Consider the following 17,950-nt stretch of genomic DNA (forward strand, 5'->3'; position numbering starts at 1 on the left):
CGCGCAGGGAGCTGCGCGGTTTTTCATGTCTTTTTTAAGGCAGAAAAAATTCCCAATCCAGTTTTAGTTTGTCCGCCTTCCGAATACAATGTACGAGCAAGCAGGTACAAGCTGTGTTATCCATGTTCCAGACGAGAGGTGGAAGTTGATGAGTATTCTAATTAGCTACATGATCCTTGGCCTTTCCCTATCAGCCCCCGTTGGTCCGATTAATGCGGCGCAGCTTGATAAGGGGATCAAGAAAGGATTCTGGCATGCTTGGCTGTTCGGCATTGGTGCGGTCCTTGCGGATATCCTGTATATGGTCCTCGTCTATCTCGGCGTTGTTCATTTTCTGAATACGCCGTTCATGCAGACATTCCTCTGGCTGTTCGGCGCTTTTGTCCTTATCTATTCCGGGCTGGAAAGCATCCTGAACGCCAATAAAGTGACGATCAGTCAAGAAAAAAGCGATGATTCGTTATGGAGAAGCACGCTCTCCGGGTTTCTCATGTCCGTCTCGAATCCGATGACGATTCTGTTCTGGCTCGGCATCTACGGCTCCATCCTGGTCAAAACGGCTGCGGACGAAGGGTCCGGGAACCTGTTTCTCTACAGCGTTGCCGTCATCGCCGGGGTCGTGCTGTGGGACTTGTTCATGGCCGCGCTCGGCAGCGTATTCCGCCGATATTTAAACGAGCGGGCGCTTTCTCTCATTTCGGTGCTTTCCGGGATCTCGCTGATCGTGTTTGGCGTTTATTTCGGAATTCGAGCTCTGGCATTACTTTATCCGCTCGTATTCTAACGGGCCGGTTTGGGGCTAAGTTTGCGCTTTTCCCTCTCCATCGCCCGGCCCTGACCGGATTTCTTCCACACGGAGCGCATGCATAATACGACCAGTCCGATTAACAATATGAACCCGAGACTGATCCAGAGTCCCGGCCGACTCGTCGGGTGCAGGGCGGTTCCGCTGACGGCAGCCGCTATGAGTATCATTCCGATGTATCTTTTGACCTTGCCCCATCCCGTAAGCTCGATCAGCCGGCCTGCCGATATCAGGATAAAAAACCAGTTATACAGCAGCATAAGGCCTGCCGCAGTTGTCAGGTACTCGTAAATCTTGCCGGGCATGAGCAGAGACAGCACGATGGATACAATCAACCCGGCGGCGGTTAGGGAAAGGGAGAAGATGGGCGTATCGCGCTTAAACATTTTTCTGGAAAACAGCTTGGGCGCATCCTTATCCTCGGATAACGTGACCAGCATCGTGGTTACGGCATACAGCGAGGCAACCATCGTCGAGAAGCCGGCAATGATTAAGACCGCATTGAATAGATGGGGGATAAAAGGCAGTTGATACGAGTTAAGCGCTACAACGAAGGGGCTTTTCGTCGTGGAGAAGCGATTCCAGGCTACCATCATGACGGCCATCCCAATAGACAGCACATATACGATGGACAGCAGGAGAATCATCACCTTGCCCGATTTCGGCGCTTCCTTCGGATTCTTCAAGCGGACGGCCATGACTCCCATGACTTCAATTCCGCCGAAAGCATAAAACGCAAAGATCAAGGACGACCACACGCCTTTTCCGCCCGTCGGAAATAAGGCGTTCATGCTGCCCGGAACATGGGGCTTAGTCCCGCCTTTCAACCATCCCATCCAAGCGGCGGCGGCAATGACAAGAAACATGACGATGGCAGCAACCTTAATAACAGCCAGCACATTCTCCAGGCGGTCGAAGCCCTTGGTGCCGATCCATATGACAAAAAGCCCCAGTACGGCATAACCTGATGCGAATATCCACATTGGAACGCCAGGAAACCAAAAACGGGAGAAAATCGCCAGCGCCGTCATCTGGCTTCCCATGATCAATACTTCGGAGCACCAGTACATCCACCCTGTTGAGAAGCCTGCCCACCGGCCGTAGGCTTTTTTGGCGTAGGTTCGGAACGAGCCTTTTTGCGGATCCTCCGCCGTCATTCGCGCCAGCACATCAAACACGAAGTAGGTGGCCGTCGCCGCCAATATAATAGAAAGAAGAAAAGCCGGTCCCCCAAGCCGGATACCCAGCGCGGATCCGAGAAAATACCCCGTGCCGATCGTTGATGCGACCCCCAGCAGCGATAGCTGCCACCACTTCAGATTCCCTTTTTCTTTCCCTGCCTCCGTCTTCGCTCCTCTGTTCACGGTTATGTCCTCCGGATATTGTGATGTGTTCGTTCAAAACTTTCCTTATTATGAAGGGATTCTCCGTGATTTATGTACCGTGCCGCCCAGCCTAAAAATGCCTTTAAAGTTCATAAAAAGAAGACGAGCAAAGAGCTTATGCAACCCGAGGCTGGATGCTCTCGCATATTTTGGCTGTTCCCCGAGAAGTATAAACGGAAGAAAGCAGAATTGGGGGATCACACATGTCATTAGCTCGCATTCCAACGAATCAGGCATTTATGATTATGATGCTCACGGCAGGTTTGACCAATCATGTCATGATCATCCCTGTGCTTCTGGAGAAGTCCGGACGGGATGCCTGGATCACCATTCTAGTGTCAGCCGTGTTATTTATGCCCTGGGTTCTGCTAGTTTACGGAATCATCAAAAAAGTCGGCCCCCGTTCGATCAAGCAAGCGTTGGACGAGAGCAGCGGCAAAGCGGCTCGCATGCTTGCAATGGGCATGTCCGGCTTGTATTTTTTCGCTTTCGCCTTCTATACCCTAAAGGAAGTCATCGATTGGACGAAATCGACCTATATGGTCCAAACCCCTGTCATTGCAACGGCCTTCGTGCTCATGATGCTGTGCCTTATCAGCATTAACCATGGAATCAAAACCATCGGCGTTGCCGCCGGCATCTTGCTGCCTTGCGTCGTCTTGCTTGGCATATTCGTGTCCGTGTCCAACCTGAAAGTAAAAAACTACAGCTACTTGCTGCCTGTCCTTGAGGAAGGCTTCATGCCGGTGCTCAGCGGAATCCCGACCATGTTAGGGGGGCTTGCCCAATTTATCCTGATCTTGTTTCTGCGGCCTCACCTGCAGAAAAAGCCCGGTTTCTTGACGATCCTGCTCATCCATCTGGTTCTCATACTCCTCACGTTTGGACCCACGATCGGCGGCATTGCCGAATTTGGTCCGGAAGAAATGAAGCTTCAGCGATATCCCGCCTATGAACAATGGCGTCTCGTGAAGCTGGGCAAATTCGTGGAGCACGTCGATTTTTTATCCATCTTCCAGTGGCTTAGCGGGGCTTATATCTCCATTTCGATTTCGATTTTTTTGCTCTGCGAAACCCTTCTTCCCAAGTCCAGACAGAGCGTTGGCGTATTAGCCGCCACCACGCTGCTCATCATACTGTGCGCCTCACCGATCAGCAATTTGAAAATGTATTATGCCATGGCCGACTATTTCTTGCCCGCATCCGCCGTTTATATCACCATCCTAAGCCTCCTGTTATTCTTCCTGATCCGCAAACCGAATCAGCAGGAGCCGCAGGATGCCAGTTCCACGAAAGGAGATACGCCGCAATGAACATGACCGAACAGCAGCTGCGCGATCGTTATGCCGATTCCGATGACGTCTATATAACGTCCTACCCGGGAATGGATGAAGAGCCTTGGGCGATTATGGTTTACAGCCCGATGATGTGCGATTCGAAAGTGTTGTCCGAGGTCTTTTTGCCTGTCATCAGCAAGGAATGGAATACTTCCGTTTCGCAAAAGCATCCGTTTGACCCGACCAGCCTTGAATATTATCTTACGCTGGATGTCGCCGATGCCGATTTGGAGTCCGTCGATGACATTGTTTATTCCGGCTACGTTGCCTTGTATTTTCCCAAGGACGATAAGCTGTATTCGTACAGCGCCGGCAAAACCATCGGCCGAACGCCGGAAGAAAGCGCCACGGAAACCTCGGTCAAAGGACCTCGCGACGGGTTTGTCGAGGAATTGGATATCAATGTAGCACTTATCCGCAAAAGGCTGAAATCACCGGGACTTGTCTATTCCTCCTTTAAGCTTGGAGACAAAAGCAAAACCACCGTCGGCATCATGTATTTAAAGGACAAGGTCATACCGGAGACCGTCACGGCCATCGTGGACAAGCTAAACCATTACGCCGGGGATCCTCCCGTAGGGATCGGCGAGCTTGCGGAGCATCTGACTCCATACAGGTTCAGCGTGCTTCCCATGTTTGACTACACGGGGCGGACGGATCTGGCATACGACTCTCTGACCCGCGGCCGATTGGTCATTATTTTGCAGGGGAGCCCCGTCCTATTGATTGCACCTGCGAGCTTCATGCAGCTGCTGTTCGCTGCCGAAGACCCCCAAATGCCGTTCTATTTCGTGATGCCTTGGAGAATTCTGAGAATGTTCGGGTTCCTGATTTCCATTTTTCTTCCCGGCTTCTATATAACGCTATTAGCCTTTCACCAGGATCAAATCCCTTTTCCGCTGCTGGCAACGGTTGCGAATACCCGGCTCGGCCTTCCGATCCCGACCGGGTTTGAGATGCTGATCATCCTGTTTCTCCTCACTCTGCTGCGGGAAGCCGGCATGCAAATGCCTTCTCCGATCGCGTCAACCATTACGGTGGTTTCCGGTATCATTATCGGCGATGCGGCGATTCGGGGCGGTTTTTTCTCCCCGACGATGACCGTCATCGGCGCCCTATCCTTTGTGGCGGGGTCTACCCACTCCAATCAGGATTTTGTTGTCAGCCAGACGATCATGCGTTTCTTTGTCCTTACCCTGTCCTCGGTGTTCGGTTTATTCGGTTTCTTCATATCGGTCTTCATGATCGTTCAATATGCAGCAAACCATAATCCGTTCGGGCAGCCGTACCTTGCCCCCTTCTCGCCCTTCTCCAAATCCAAAGTCCTGGGCAATCTCTTGCGATTTCCGGGGAAACGGAAAAAGGGCGGCGCGTTATGAAGCGGGTATGGATACTTGTATGCCTAACGTCTCTGCTGCTCTCAGGCTGCTGGGACAACAATGAAGTCCAGGATATCAACTACATCACGGCGCTCGGCGTAGATTACAAGGACGAGAAATATATCATTTATGTGCAGATGCTTGACTTTGCCACGATTGCCAAACAAGAATCCAACAAACAGACGGAGAAAGCGCCTATCTGGGTTGGCCGAGGAACCGGGACCACGTTGACTGAAGCCCTCATTGATCTGTACACGTCGAGTCAACAGCGGGTCTCTTGGGGTCATGTGACGGCTTTGGTGCTTAGCGAATCGGTATTAAAACCTAAGCTGTTGGCCCAAGTGTTCGACTTGACCAACCGTTCCCAGGAAATCCGGTATACGAAATGGATATACGGGACCAAGGATAAGATGGAGGATCTTTTTACGGTATCGCCGTTCTTTCAGCTCTCCCCCCTGCATTCACTGCTTCATGAACCCAGGGAAAGCTATGTCCAATTCTCGTTTATACGTCCGATCCAATTCGTGAACTTTATTCGTCTCTACAGGGAAAAAGCCGCCACCGTGCTGCTTCCCTCCCTTCATATTTCGACGCAGAACTGGTCGGAAAATCTAAAGCAGCATCCGATATTGGAAGTGAACGGTGGATTTCTGATCAAGAACAAGGAATTGATGGGCTGGCTCCCACGATCCGATCTGCTGGGGACCCGCTGGTTAGCATCGAATAATACTCACGCTGCCGTCGTCGTTCAGGCGGACGGTGAAGCCGTTGGGAGCATTCGGCTGGAGAAGCCCCAATCTACCATCGAAGTCATCCGGAAGCCAAACGATGCGTCGTATCGAATCAAGCTGAACGTCATAGGGACGGTACAGAATATATACAAGCAGGTGGGGATTAAGGAAATGAAGCGATTAACGGAAGATACCCTGCGTAAGGAATTGCAGAACACCTTTCATAAAGCAGCATTGATCCACGCAGATCCTTATGAGCTATGTCTCCAATTGTACCGAACCGATCCAAAACTATGGAAGAAACTAGTGGAACAGAAAAAGGAAATCTACGACGAAACGCCGCTTGAGCTTGATGTCAATGTCAACATCCGGTATTGGGGACAGCGTAAAAGCCTGAACCGATAATGAACCTGTGCAAAAAAAAGAGAAACCCTGTGCTTGGAATAGCACAGGGTTTCTCTCGTTAGTAGCAGCTGCCGCCACATTTACATCATTTTTTTGATTTCGTCTTTAATGGATTCGGCCTGCGGTCCGAATACGACCTGGACCGCACCTTGACCCAGACGCATGACGCCCGATGCGCCTAATTTTTTCAACTCCGAATCCTTAACGGCCTTCTCGTCTTTAACGACGAGGCGCAGACGCGTGATACAAGCATCGATGCTGGTAATATTATCCGCGCCGCCGATGTTTTGCAGAACCTTGGCCGCTTTGGATTCATTGGATGCCGCTCCGGATGGAGCCGGGGCAACTGTATCGCCATCGTCAGAAATCGGATCCATGTCGTCGTCATCCTCGCGTCCAGGCGTTTTCAAGTTCAGCTTCACAATGAGGATTCTGAACAGCAGATAGTAAACGACTCCGAAAGCCAAGCCGACCGGCAGGAGCAGCCAAGCATTGGTAGACAGCTTCAGATTCACCAGGTAGTCGATCAGGCCCGCCGAGAACGAGAAGCCCAAATGCACATCCAGGACATACATGATCAATCCGGAAAGACCTGTCAAAATCGCATGAACTACATACAGTACCGGAGCAATGAACATGAACGCGAATTCAAGCGGTTCGGTGATCCCCGTCAGGAACGACGCCACTGCCGAACCGATAAAGATGGAGCCGACGAGCTTGCGTTTGGACGGCTTGGCGGTATGCATAAACGCCAGTGCCGCAGCAGGCATCGCAAACATCATGATCGGGAAGAAACCGGACATGAACATGCCTGCCGTCGGGTCTCCCGCAAAGAAACGCCACAGGTCGCCGTGAACGACTTCGCCCGCGGCATTCGTGTAATCTCCGATCTGGAACCAGGCGATGGAGTTTAATACGTGATGCAGACCCAGAGGGATCAGCAAGCGGTTAGCCGTACCGAAGATGAACGAACCGATGCCTCCCAGACCGACAACCCAGTTGCCGAAGGCGGAAATGCCATCCTGGATCGGGCTCCAAATCATGCCGATCAGCACTGCCAGCACCATCGTGGAGGCCGCCGTGATGATCGGTACGAAGCGTTTACCCGCAAAGAAGCCCAACCAATCCGGCATCTTAATGTTGTGGAATTTATTATACAGGTAGGCGGACCATAGACCGACAAAGAAACCGCCAAGAACGCCCATATTCAGCTTTACGTCATCCGGAATAAACGGCATTTGCAGCGGCACTTGCGCCAGCACTCTTGTAAGCACCATGTACCCGATAAGAGCGGAGAGACCCGCAACGGCATCCCCGGCGAATCCGATCGCAACGCCGATCGCAAAAATAATCGGCAGATTATCCAGAATGGCAAGGGCGCCGGAAGTCATGAACGGAGTTACATATTGATTCAGAAAAGCTCCGAGAGCTCCCAATGGTATGTCTTTTTGATAGTCGATCAATCCAAGCCCCTGCAAGATACCTGCCGCAGGCAATGTGGCCACCGGCAGCATAAGGGACTTACCCAGCTTTTGCAATTTAGCCAGCATGTCAATCATCCTTTCAACTTCAATAATTTAGCTTTTGCTGAAACCGTTTACATAATGCGTCGATATAATAACCATTTCTTCCCATTCACTCCGGAACAGAAATACCTCAGAAAATCCTCCTCCTTGCGGGCTCTTGTATTCATCATTTTAAGGCGGCATGGATACCATCATCATTCGAAGTCAACAAAAAAAGCCAAGAAGAACGGCGACTATGCATTAAATAGTCCGTTTCTTCTTGGCTCATGCCCATGTTTATGGTAACACGCCTTAAACGTATTCATTTGATGTTGTTATCTTAATTCACGTCTTCCCGTTTTGTCAATAACCAATATTTATTTCCTTATCGAATGAAAACTATTTCAAATCGATGGTCAAAACAGGATTTTGGCCGGACACGACGTCACCGGTCTGACCGTCCACCTTGGAAGCCACTTCATCCGCATTGGTTACGATAATCGGCGTAATCGTCGGATAACCGGCGGCCCGGATCGCAGCCATGTCGAATTCGATGAGCGTCTGACCCGACTTCACCTGGTCACCGGCTTGAACATGGCTTGTAAAGCCTTCACCCTTCAAACCGACCGTGTTAATCCCGATATGGAACAAATACTGCAGGCCGGTTGCGGGATCCTCGAGCATGACGGCATGCTTGGACTTGATGACATGCGCAACGGTCCCGTCAAAAGGCGCGATTAATTTGCCCTCGGAAGGCTCGATGGCGATGCCTTGGCCCATGTGTCCGGCAGCAAACGCCTCATCGGGCACTTGCGATAAAGGCACGGCTTTACCCGACAATGGGGCTGTGAGTTGAATGACAGTAGCTGTTTTTTTCTTTTTCCAACGATCGAACATGTTAAGATTCCTCCCTGGGTTGATTCTTTTGCTGTAGTCGGCCTGTGAAGAGCCGGTATAAATGCATAGCTAGAAAGCAGACCTCCGCTTCGGGCACTTTCTTGCCAAGTTCTTTCTCCATCATGCCTGAGAGACGTGTTGCCAATCCGTATTCCTGCGTGAACTTGGAGCGGATCTGTTCCGCGAACGGATTATCGACATGGATTTCCTGATTCAGAATGCGGTCTACCGAGAACCTTAAATGCATGAGCAGACGAACATAATCCATGCTTCCCCGGTCAAAGGCGACCTGCCGCTCCTCTTCAATATACTTCACCAGGCTTCCCACCACGTTGGATGCCTTGACCAGATGGCCAACGGGTACATGACTGACGGCCGAATACACATGGTAGGTCAAGAAGCCAATCTCATCCTCGGGAACCTCTATATCGAAGGTCTTGCCGATCAATTCCGCTGCCTTGGCTGCGATATCATATTCTTTTGGGAAGCTGATCCGGGTTTCTTCAAGGAAAGGATTGATAATATCCATGCCTTTGCGGATTCTGTAGATCGTAAACTGGATATGGCTTGGAAGCGCCAGGTATACCTTATCATTTAATGTGCCCGGAAATTCCTGTCCGATGAGATTCAGTATCTGATCCGTAATCTCCATCACCTGCGGATCAAATTCTTCCAGCAGATGGTGAGCTTGGCTCCACTGCTCCCGATCCTCCAGCCTGAACAGCTTTTCAATCCGCTTATCGTCCGAAGCGATCGTACCGCCTATTTTTGCGCCGAAGCCAATGCCTTTGCCTAAGATGACATATTCCGATTCTTTTTTGCCGCCAGTAACCATCACGACATTGTTACCAATAACACGAACGACTGTAAACAACTCAATCCCGCTCATTAACTTCCCCCTTTCCTTTAAGTTTAAACAGTGTTCCGCCATAGGATTCATTTGCGGAGAAATACTCCTACCGCATGAACATTGAAAAAGCCAAGAAAAGACCCCTTAAATAAAGATGTCTCTTCTTGGCTCATGCCCTGCTTCAGGTAACACGCCGTTTTATGTTTCTACTATGATTCCATCATAAAACAACCCGCTTGCATTCGTCAACTTACGACATGCCCTTGCAAGGAACAGCACATTAGCGCCGTCATATCCCGGACTTGACTTGATCGCTTATTACCCTATCCATTTCTGAAGGGTAAGGATGACCTCGCGGAGTTGGAGCGGCTTGTGAAGATAGCCGTTCGCACCTTCTCCAAGGAATTGATCCGAATCCCTCATCGCATTCGAGCTCATGACGATCAGTGGCAGATCGCTCCACTCCGGGTTCTCCCGAATCCGCTTCATGGTTTCGACGCCGTCCATTTCAGGCATGACCGTATCCAGCAATACCGCATCGATGGATGAATGTTTGCTTAACAGCTCCAAGCACTCGAAGCCGTTCTGGGCTGTGTGCACGGTCAACTGGAGTTTCTCCAGCGCATTGGTCAATGCGTAAACATTCCGTATATCATCATCGACAATCAATACGGTTTTGTTCTCCAACCGGCTAAGCTCCTCCTGTTCGTACTCTTCCATCCGGATATCGCTCAAGCTGTTGTCGCTTGCCGTGGCAGCCACTTCGGGCAGCATAAACAGGCTGTCGACTGCACCGCCCTCCGTAACGAGCGGCAAATATAATATAAAGGTGCTCCCGATTCCTTCTTCGCTCTCCACGGTAATATACCCGCCCAGCAGCTTCGCTAAATGCAGCGATATGGATAAGCCGAGGCCCGTTCCCCCGAATCTTCTGGCGGTGGTTTCTTCGCCTTGCTGGAATGCTTCGAAGATCGGCTGTAGATGCTCTGCCGCAATCCCGATGCCGGTATCCTCAACGGAAAAAGCAATGACGTCGCCGCTGATAATGAAATCCGAAGTGACAATCGAATTCATTTTCTTTACCTTCAGCTTCACGCTGCCGCTCTCCGTAAACTTAATCGCATTGGAGAGCAGGTTGCGCAGAATTTGATGAAGGCGCATCCCATCGCTGTACATCATGTCGGGCAGGTCATCCGCCACCTCGATATCAAATTCCAGATTTTTGGATTCCGCGCTTTTGGAGAAGTATCCTTCCATCAGCTCCGGCAGCTCCGTCAAGTTCACCAAGTCCATTTCGATCTGCATCTTACCTGCCTCGACCTTGGACAGATCCAGGATATCATTGATCAAATTCAACAATTCACTGCCTGAATTATGAATGACGGTAGCATAATGTTGTTCTTCCTCTGTCAAATTCCCCTGCTTATTCTCCGCCAAAATCTGGGAGAGGATGAGCATGCTGTTCAGCGGCGTCCGCAGCTCATGGGACATATTGGCCAGGAACTGCGATTTATATTTAGAGCTCTTCTCCAGCTCCTTCGCGTATTTTTCCAACTCGCTGGCTGCGATTAAAGCCGCTTCCTTCTGGGCTCCCAACCGTTCATTCAGCAGATGCATTTCCACGGAGTGCGTTTGAAGCTCCTCGGTCTGCGCTTGCAGCTCTTCGGTCTGGCTCTGCAGTTCCTCGTTCAGCGTTTGTGATTCATGATACAGCTGCTGGATTTCCATTTTGCTTTGAATCGAATTCATGGTCACTCCAAGCTGAAAATTCAACTGTTCGATCAGCTGAATCTCCAGCTCATCGAAGGGTTGGAATTTGGCCAACTCGATCACGCCGAGAACTTGTCCCTCGAACATCACGGGTGCCAGCAGCAGCGTCGAAGGCTCGGCATCGCCGAGTCCCGATTCAATCCGCACATAGTTGGGCGGTATATCGTCCAGTATGATCATACGCTGCTCCAGCATGCACTGCCCCACCAAACCTTCGCCCGGCAGGAAACGATCCCGGACCTTGTTCCAAGGCTCGCCGTCCGGGTCGGCAAAAGCAGCAGCCTTAACCAGTTCCGATCCTGACCGGGTAATAAACACCGCCCCGTACGGAAGCTTCATGATCAAAGCGAGCTTATGGATGAAAAATTGCACGGCCGTCTCCACGCGATCGGACGATTGAAGAATCGTCGACATGACCGAAACATGGTCCTTGGCCCAGTTCTGCCTGCCAACCTGTGCGAGCAGTTCGTTGGTTGTATCCGCCAACTGGCGGACCTCGTCATTGGAATGTACATGGATGCGTTGGGAGATGTTGCCTCCATTTACAATATCGGAGATGACGTTGGTCACTTGGTTGATCGGCTTTACGATGCTTTTCGAAATGACCCAAGCCGCACATATGGTGATCAGTGCCGCCCCGGCCCATAACAGGTACATCGTGTACAATAAACGGGCATTGCTCTCCTTCATTTCTTCGATTCTGCTGGTTGTCAGTTCACGTTCCTTGCTTCGAAAGGAGAGGAAGAGCTCATGAATGGAATTCATCGCTTGCTTTCCGGGATCGTTAATAAAGAAATGAAGGGCCTCTTCATCCTGTCCCAGCTGCATGAGTTGAACCGCAGGCTGTCCGGCGTTGGTAATCCACTCTTTGATATTCTCCTTAATATTTTCCAGATGATTGGCTTGCTCCGAGTTATCGCTCACAAGCTTGTACAGCTTGTTATAATTGATCTGCCAGGACGACAGCGCTTGGTTGAACGGCTCCAGGTAGGTTTCATCGCCCGTAATGACGTACCCTCTCTGGCCGGTTTCCATCTCCAGCATATTCTTCTCGATTTCATGCGTGAGATTATGTACTTCGATATCATGTTTCTCTATAAAATCCGCTTCTTGCTGCAGGGAAGAGATACGGTCGGAGACAATCCAGAGAAAAGCTCCAAGACACATTAATATCAATAAATAGCCGATGACAATCTTGCTGCGGATGTTGAATTTCAGGTTGTTAGACATACGGCTAACCTCCCTTGTTATCGATCAGTATAAGTCTGCTCATATTCTCATAGTAATTGTTATGAAAATGGTTTACAAGCAAAACCAGTTTTCATGACATTCAATGATTCTTTAGTCGTAGGCAGTCAGATTTATAAACGTTTGGGCATATATTGTTAGGGGACGTGCTTGTCACATTTTTAATATATTCCAGCTTAAAAAAGGAGGACCGCTCATATGAGGAACGTCACAGCGTTTGCGGAGACACTGCGTTGACAAGGCATGTATATCATTCCAGGAAACAGGCTGTACGTACTGCCGGTCGAGGAGCAGCGAACGTGTCGTCCCTGGAGCTGCCCCTTCTGCAGGGCATGTTCATGTCGGAAATCCATCTCGGCCGCGGTGAGGGCCTCCCGCCTCACGGCCATCCGGATACCGATGAATTGTGTTACATCATTCAAGGAGACATCAGTTATTCCCTGGTGGATCCGGAAAGTCACCGGAATCTCGTGTTTCAAGCCGTACCCGGTCAGGTGGTACATGCCCCGATCGGTTGGTGTCACTGGATTACATCGCTATCCCCCGGGACAATCCTGCTCTTGATCTATCGGACCGGGCATCCGCACCAAATCGATTTTACACCGTTATGGCCATATTCGATTTACGAAGAAGATACCTATGAAGGTAACGACCTGAACAAGCAGCTTTACTCGAAGACACTCCTTACGCCCGTCCCGCTGCAAAACAGGATCGAGAGCGAGACTCCGGAGAAGCCCGTGCCGGGGCCGCCATGGCTCAAAGCCGGGCACCTAAACAACAAAACCACACGCAGCCGGTGATCGGCCACGTGTGGTTCTTGTTGCTGGGACACTTCTTATGTAATGATTTCGCTCGCATCGTATGGCATTAATCAATATAGAATCTTTGTTCAGGGCGGATCTGTTTCTTCAGAAGCCGCAAGTCGGCTTCCAGTTTCGCCACCGTCTCTTCGATCTCTTCGGGATTCAGTGCCGGACGCTCAGCTTCTGGCTTAACGCCAGCCCTCAGATCGCGAATGGTGATCTGCTGCTCCTGCCATTTATCCATCAGATCGGAGATGGTGGCATAGAACCGCTCATAATCTTGAATCACTTCGTCCAGAAAGGAATCCACTTCCTCCTGATCGTAACCCCTCAGTTTATTCGAAAAATTCTTTTCATGGATAGACAAAGCGTCCAGTTGAATGCCTAGCTGACGAAAAAGCTTTTTCTGTTTATCCAATCGGCGTTTCATGTGTTCATCCATAATGATTTACCTCCAGATATTGGTGCAGCCCTTCTTCTTAGCCTTCTCTCTATCATTGTTTATATCATATTAAGCACCGTGATTAAAACACTCCGGGGCTTTTTTGGAGAATGTTCCAAAAACGGCAGGCCGTCATTCCCATGCTTCATGTGATTGTTACCAATCCATTTCGGGTATTGAATTTACATAAGAAGTTCTATTGTGCACATAACCCAGAGAGGAGCGACTATTCCTATGACCAGCATGACAAAACAACAATACAGTGAACTAAGACAACGGTTGCTCAGTGATAAAGAACGGTTGGAAAATCAATTGGAGTCCCGGGAAGACACCAACAAGGATCTTTCCCTGCGAGACTCCACGGGAGAGCTGAGCGCTGCCGACAACCATCCCGCTGACGTGGGCACCGAAGTTTTCGAACGCGGTCGGGATTCGGCCATTCAGGAGACGCTCGAGCGTGAATTGGAGCAGATTGATGCTGCCCTGCAGCGTATGGACCAAGGCGAATACGGAACCTGCGCCGAATGCGGACGGGAAATTCCGTATGAACGGCTGGAAGCTTTGCCTTATACGGCCTATTGCCTCGAGCATACTCCGCGAAAAGACATCAACGACAACCGTCCGGTTGAAGAGGATGTCATGACCCCGCCCCCATCAGGCGCCGGCGTCAACCGCCAAGCAGCCGACGGTAAATTTGATGACGCCGGCGCCTGGGATGCCGTGGAAGATTACGGAACCTCCACATCGCCCGGCATGTCCATTAAACCAGGACAAGACGATTATAAGAAGAATGTATGAATTGATTTGGCAAATTAGAAGGGAAAGCTGGTACCTGACGTTCGGGTACCAGCTTTTTTTGCGTAATCAAGATTCTTTATGGTTCCGAACATTGGAAGCAAAAAACTCGTATTCGTCAAACTCTTCCCCGCGCTTCTTTTTATAAGGGGTCAGCATTTTATCCAGCTCAACAAATAACTCGCGCGCTTCATCTTTGCTCATATACAAGGTGGTATTGGTCAACATGGACGTCGCTTCGCCATCCTGGCTCATATTTTTAAAGAAACGGTCTCGATTCTGGTCGAACAGCTCGGATAATAATTTGTTCGTTTCGGTCCGAATCAATTCCTTGATGACCGGCTCGTCGGAATCCGCCCCACGCTTGATCTTTACCGTACCGACAAAAGGCTCGTAATATTTAGCGATAATTCCGTTGATCTCTTTCGTCGATACGATCTTGACCAGGCCGATCCGCTCCAGCTTCTTCATATGATAATGAACCTTCGCAGGCACATCCCCGATCTTGTCCGCGACCTCCTTTACGGTTGCCGGACGATCCATCTTGTTTAATTCATTCAAAATCTGGAGCCGATATGGATCTGAATATATTTTGATCTCTTCCAGTGTAGTCAATTCCTTCGTTTCCACACCGTACACCTCAGCTTCACGTTTAATTTTCACCTTTTCATTATAGGCCGAGAATGTCGAAATTACAAAAACAGCGATGGGTTCAGATGGCACGGAAACTCTTCTTTCGAATCAGGAACAGCACGGGCACCAGCATGACAAATCCCATCAACGAGAAGAGCACGGGAGGGGATTGATATTCTGCCACGACTCCCGTTATCAGGCTTCCGACAGGAATTGCAGCCGTGCACAATACCGTCATCAGTGCGCCAATTCTGCCCAGCATATGCCGCGGCGTTACTTCCATCAGATACGTCGAGATCGGGGCATTCAGCATGGAGACGGCAAAACCGGCAACGAACATGCAGACCGCCGCGGACTCCACGCGCCACGCCGGGAGATGTCCTGGAATCCCTAATGCAAAATATCCGATCCCGAGCATGATCGATCCTGACATGATCAAGGTACTCTTTTTGAAACTCTTGCCGTAGCGACCAATCCATAGCCCGCTGCAAATCATACCGATCAGAAGAGCCGTTCCCATTACGCTCAGACCTCCCGCTCCGGCACCCAATGTCTCCTTGACGTAGACCGGCTGCAGCACGTTCAACGGTGCCAAGCAGAAATTATTGATCATCGCCAGAACCGTCGTGATGAGAAGCAGCGAATGCTGCTTCACAAACAGAAGCGCCTCTTTGATGTCGCCGAGCACCGTTCTGTTCTTCTCAGGCACCGGACCAGGGAAATCGGACTTGTCTTCGGCCTGTTCGGCCGCTTCCGGATTCGGCATGAATGCAATAATAACCGCGGCAATTAGAAACGTCACGGCATCGATCAGGATCGTTCCCGAGATTCCGATCAAGGCGATCAGGGCTCCGGCAATGGACAGACCGATTAATTCGGCGCTGCGGCTAACGGATGTGGAGAAAGAATTGCCCGCGAGCAGCTGTTCCTTGGGGAGCAGCCGGGGAACGATGGAGGTTTCGGCGGGTCTGGAGAAACATTCGAGCGTTGAATTCAGGAACGTGAAAACAAACAGATGCCAGACTTGAAGAGAACCGATCGCATACAGAAAGGCCGTCAGAGACACCACGATGCCGCGGCTGAGGTAGGTTAAGGCGAGGACTCTTTTCTTAGGCCAGCGGTCTACAAAGGTTCCCGTAAACAAACTGAAAAGCAATCCCGGCAGAAAGTTAAAAGCGAACAAGGTCCCCATTAACAGCTCTGAGCCTGTGAGCATATAAACCATCCAGCTGTAAGCGATGGAGTCCAAGGAATCCCCTAATCGGGTAATGGCTTGAGCAGATAAATAAATCAGGTACGGGCGGATTTTCAACAGTTGGCCAAAGCCTTGTTTTTCCAAAACGGCGGCATTTTGCATGTTACTTTCTCCTCTTCGTTATGAAATGGTTTCATCAAACTTTTTTATTCGTTAAAATTATGATTACGTTAAATATTTTTTAACGTTAAGTTTATTTTAATGATTTTGAAGAGGAATGCAATAGGCAAAAAAAATAAATCGCCATGTTGGCGATTTAAGGTATAGGGTTAATATTTGATAGCGCAGCTTTATTTAATTTCCACCCGCGACGAAGATCTCGCAGCTTGAAGGCATGCTTCGATGGCTCTGATATTGCTGATGGCATCTTCCGGACCGTATGGCAATGGTGCGCCATCCATCACGGCAGCAGCCATGGCGTCCGCTTGCAGGGCAAAATGGTTGTAAATCCCCACTTTCTCCTCGCGGGTTCCCTTGGCCGTATGAACGAATATCTGGGCCATATCCTCCATTCTCTCCCAGCCGAAGGCGGAGGGCAGCTCGATCCTGCCGTCGGTTCCCGCAATCTCTAACGAGCATCTGGAGTAGGTCCACATGCCGCAGTCAAATGTCAGGCCCAGTCCATTGTCAAATTCCATCATTCCATGGACCATCATGTCCACGCCGTCATGCTCCTCGGAGAAAAAAGCGTGGGCCGTCACGGCTTTAGGCTCCTGTCCGTATATCATTCTCGCCGCCGAGATGGGATAACATCCCACGTCGTAGATCGAACCTCCGCCCATGTCCTTGCTGTAGCGGACATTGCTTTTATCCTCCGCATTGTTGAAGGTGAACGACCCGTGTATTCCGCGAAGATGGCCGATTTCGCCGCTTTCGATGATTTCGCGGACGCGCGCGTGCTTCGGATGGTAGCGGTACATGAAGGCTTCGGCGAACAGCACGTTGTGTGCTTTGGCTGCCTCTGCCATCTCACGGACATCCGTTTCCGTCAGGGCCGCCGGTTTCTCGCACAGGACATGCTTTCCGGCCTCAGCGGCTCTGATGGTCCAAGGTTTATGCAGGTGATTCGGCAACGGAATATACACCGCATCAATGTCGGGATCGGCCAGAAGCTCATCGTAAGAACCATAGTATGTTTTAATATGGTATCGTTCCGCGAGCTCCCTGGCTTTATCGGCATTGCGGCTTGCGACGGCCCCAACCTCACAGCGTTCCGATTTCAATATGCCGGGTATCATTGAATTTCTTGCAATTCGAGCGGTACTCATAATCCCAAAGCGCAGTTTCTTGCTCACGAGGTCATTCCTCCTTTGGCTGCATTCCGGATCGATTTTTAATAATTGTCGTTTACGGCTTTATGAAGGATCCCCAAGCATCGATCCAAATCGGTCTTAACCTGTTTTTTATAGAGTTTGGCCTTCTCGGCACCTTCGTCAGTAAAATGATAAAGTACGATTTCCTGGAAATCGACCCGCGGATCGTTTCCTTTCAGCTGTTTGGTACGGTATAGAACACCCTCCTGCACCAATTCATGAAGCGCACGATAGATTTCGCTTTGCGGCGGCGAATATCCATGGCTCTTGAATTCCTGCCGAAGTTCTTCGAGCATCTGATATCCATATCCGCGCTGCTGCTCCACCATGGTAATAAGATATACTTTGATAAAAGCGCGCTGCGCGATCATAAATGCCATTCGGACGCCTCCTCCTT

Annotated in this window: 16 protein-coding genes; 6 read left to right on the forward strand and 10 right to left on the reverse strand. The window is 50.3% G+C overall.

Translation table 11 applies throughout. The annotated features are described in order from the left end of the window. Positions 1 to 148 precede the first annotated feature (148 nt). Positions 149 to 784, forward strand: a complete 636-nt coding sequence (locus MHI43_RS20490; protein WP_036661542.1) for a LysE family transporter — start codon at positions 149 to 151, stop codon at positions 782 to 784. Here MHI43_RS20490 and MHI43_RS20495 read toward each other — a convergent pair. After that, positions 781 to 2,169 (reverse strand): amino acid permease, encoded by a 1,389-nt coding sequence (locus tag MHI43_RS20495; protein ID WP_036661544.1) that lies wholly within the window; start codon positions 2,167 to 2,169, stop codon positions 781 to 783. The two genes, MHI43_RS20490 and MHI43_RS20495, sit on opposite strands and share 4 nt — an antisense overlap. A 224-nt stretch (positions 2,170 to 2,393) precedes the next feature. On the opposite strand from MHI43_RS20495, the gene MHI43_RS20500 reads away from it, so the two are divergent. The 3 genes from MHI43_RS20500 to MHI43_RS20510 are packed head-to-tail and all read left to right on the forward strand — an operon-like array spanning position 2,394 to position 6,042. Next, on the forward strand, positions 2,394 to 3,503 hold the full coding sequence (locus tag MHI43_RS20500; protein ID WP_015736221.1) for an endospore germination permease: 1,110 nt from the start codon (positions 2,394 to 2,396) through the stop codon (positions 3,501 to 3,503). Continuing rightward, entirely contained in the window at positions 3,500 to 4,906 is a 1,407-nt protein-coding gene (locus tag MHI43_RS20505) for a spore germination protein (protein ID WP_036661545.1), read from the forward strand. The genes MHI43_RS20500 and MHI43_RS20505 overlap by 4 nt, the downstream gene beginning before the upstream one ends. Further along, positions 4,903 to 6,042, forward strand: coding sequence for a Ger(x)C family spore germination protein (locus MHI43_RS20510; RefSeq protein WP_036661546.1), 1,140 nt, complete (start codon positions 4,903 to 4,905; stop codon positions 6,040 to 6,042). The genes MHI43_RS20505 and MHI43_RS20510 overlap by 4 nt, the downstream gene beginning before the upstream one ends. A gap of 80 nt (positions 6,043 to 6,122) precedes the next feature. Here the strand turns inward: MHI43_RS20510 and nagE are convergent, their stop codons facing one another. The 4 genes from nagE to MHI43_RS20530 form a co-directional block, all read right to left on the reverse strand. Beyond that, complete coding sequence (gene nagE / locus MHI43_RS20515; protein WP_015736224.1) at positions 6,123 to 7,592, reverse strand: N-acetylglucosamine-specific PTS transporter subunit IIBC; 1,470 nt, start codon at positions 7,590 to 7,592, stop codon at positions 6,123 to 6,125. Positions 7,593 to 7,946: 354 nt separating this feature from the next. Then, positions 7,947 to 8,444: a PTS glucose transporter subunit IIA gene (locus MHI43_RS20520; RefSeq protein ID WP_015736225.1), complete on the reverse strand. Its 498-nt coding sequence runs from the start codon at positions 8,442 to 8,444 to the stop codon at positions 7,947 to 7,949. A gap of 1 nt (position 8,445) precedes the next feature. Next, complete coding sequence (locus tag MHI43_RS20525; protein WP_015736226.1) at positions 8,446 to 9,333, reverse strand: transcription antiterminator; 888 nt, start codon at positions 9,331 to 9,333, stop codon at positions 8,446 to 8,448. A gap of 279 nt (positions 9,334 to 9,612) precedes the next feature. Beyond that, on the reverse strand, positions 9,613 to 12,294 hold the full coding sequence (locus tag MHI43_RS20530; RefSeq protein WP_015736227.1) for a CHASE3 domain-containing protein: 2,682 nt from the start codon (positions 12,292 to 12,294) through the stop codon (positions 9,613 to 9,615). A 251-nt stretch (positions 12,295 to 12,545) separates the two neighbouring features. Between MHI43_RS20530 and MHI43_RS20535 the strand changes: the two genes are divergently transcribed. Next, entirely contained in the window at positions 12,546 to 13,112 is a 567-nt protein-coding gene (locus MHI43_RS20535) for a cupin domain-containing protein (RefSeq protein WP_036661548.1), read from the forward strand. 67 nt (positions 13,113 to 13,179) lie between these two features. Here the strand turns inward: MHI43_RS20535 and MHI43_RS20540 are convergent, their stop codons facing one another. Then, positions 13,180 to 13,557, reverse strand: coding sequence for a DivIVA domain-containing protein (locus tag MHI43_RS20540; protein WP_009590687.1), 378 nt, complete (start codon positions 13,555 to 13,557; stop codon positions 13,180 to 13,182). 234 nt (positions 13,558 to 13,791) lie between these two features. On the opposite strand from MHI43_RS20540, the gene MHI43_RS20545 reads away from it, so the two are divergent. Then, the gene (locus MHI43_RS20545) at positions 13,792 to 14,355 is read left to right on the forward strand and encodes a TraR/DksA C4-type zinc finger protein (RefSeq protein WP_036661551.1); all 564 of its coding nucleotides are present in this window, start codon (positions 13,792 to 13,794) and stop codon (positions 14,353 to 14,355) included. Positions 14,356 to 14,421: 66 nt separating this feature from the next. Here the strand turns inward: MHI43_RS20545 and MHI43_RS20550 are convergent, their stop codons facing one another. From MHI43_RS20550 to MHI43_RS20565, 4 genes are all read right to left on the reverse strand, one after another. Beyond that, a complete protein-coding gene (locus MHI43_RS20550; RefSeq protein ID WP_341283158.1) occupies positions 14,422 to 15,015 on the reverse strand; it encodes a helix-turn-helix domain-containing protein in 594 nt (197 codons plus the stop codon). A gap of 49 nt (positions 15,016 to 15,064) precedes the next feature. Beyond that, positions 15,065 to 16,342, reverse strand: coding sequence for an MFS transporter (locus MHI43_RS20555; protein WP_036661553.1), 1,278 nt, complete (start codon positions 16,340 to 16,342; stop codon positions 15,065 to 15,067). A 188-nt stretch (positions 16,343 to 16,530) separates the two neighbouring features. Next, a complete protein-coding gene (locus MHI43_RS20560) occupies positions 16,531 to 17,535 on the reverse strand; it encodes a Gfo/Idh/MocA family oxidoreductase (protein WP_036661555.1) in 1,005 nt (334 codons plus the stop codon). A gap of 38 nt (positions 17,536 to 17,573) precedes the next feature. Next, entirely contained in the window at positions 17,574 to 17,933 is a 360-nt protein-coding gene (locus MHI43_RS20565; RefSeq protein ID WP_009590710.1) for a helix-turn-helix transcriptional regulator, read from the reverse strand. Positions 17,934 to 17,950 lie beyond the last annotated feature (17 nt).

Origin of the sequence: Paenibacillus sp. FSL H8-0457 (assembly GCF_038051935.1) — a bacterium.
Classification (GTDB): Bacteria; Bacillota; Bacilli; order Paenibacillales; family Paenibacillaceae; genus Paenibacillus_AQ; species Paenibacillus_AQ lautus_A.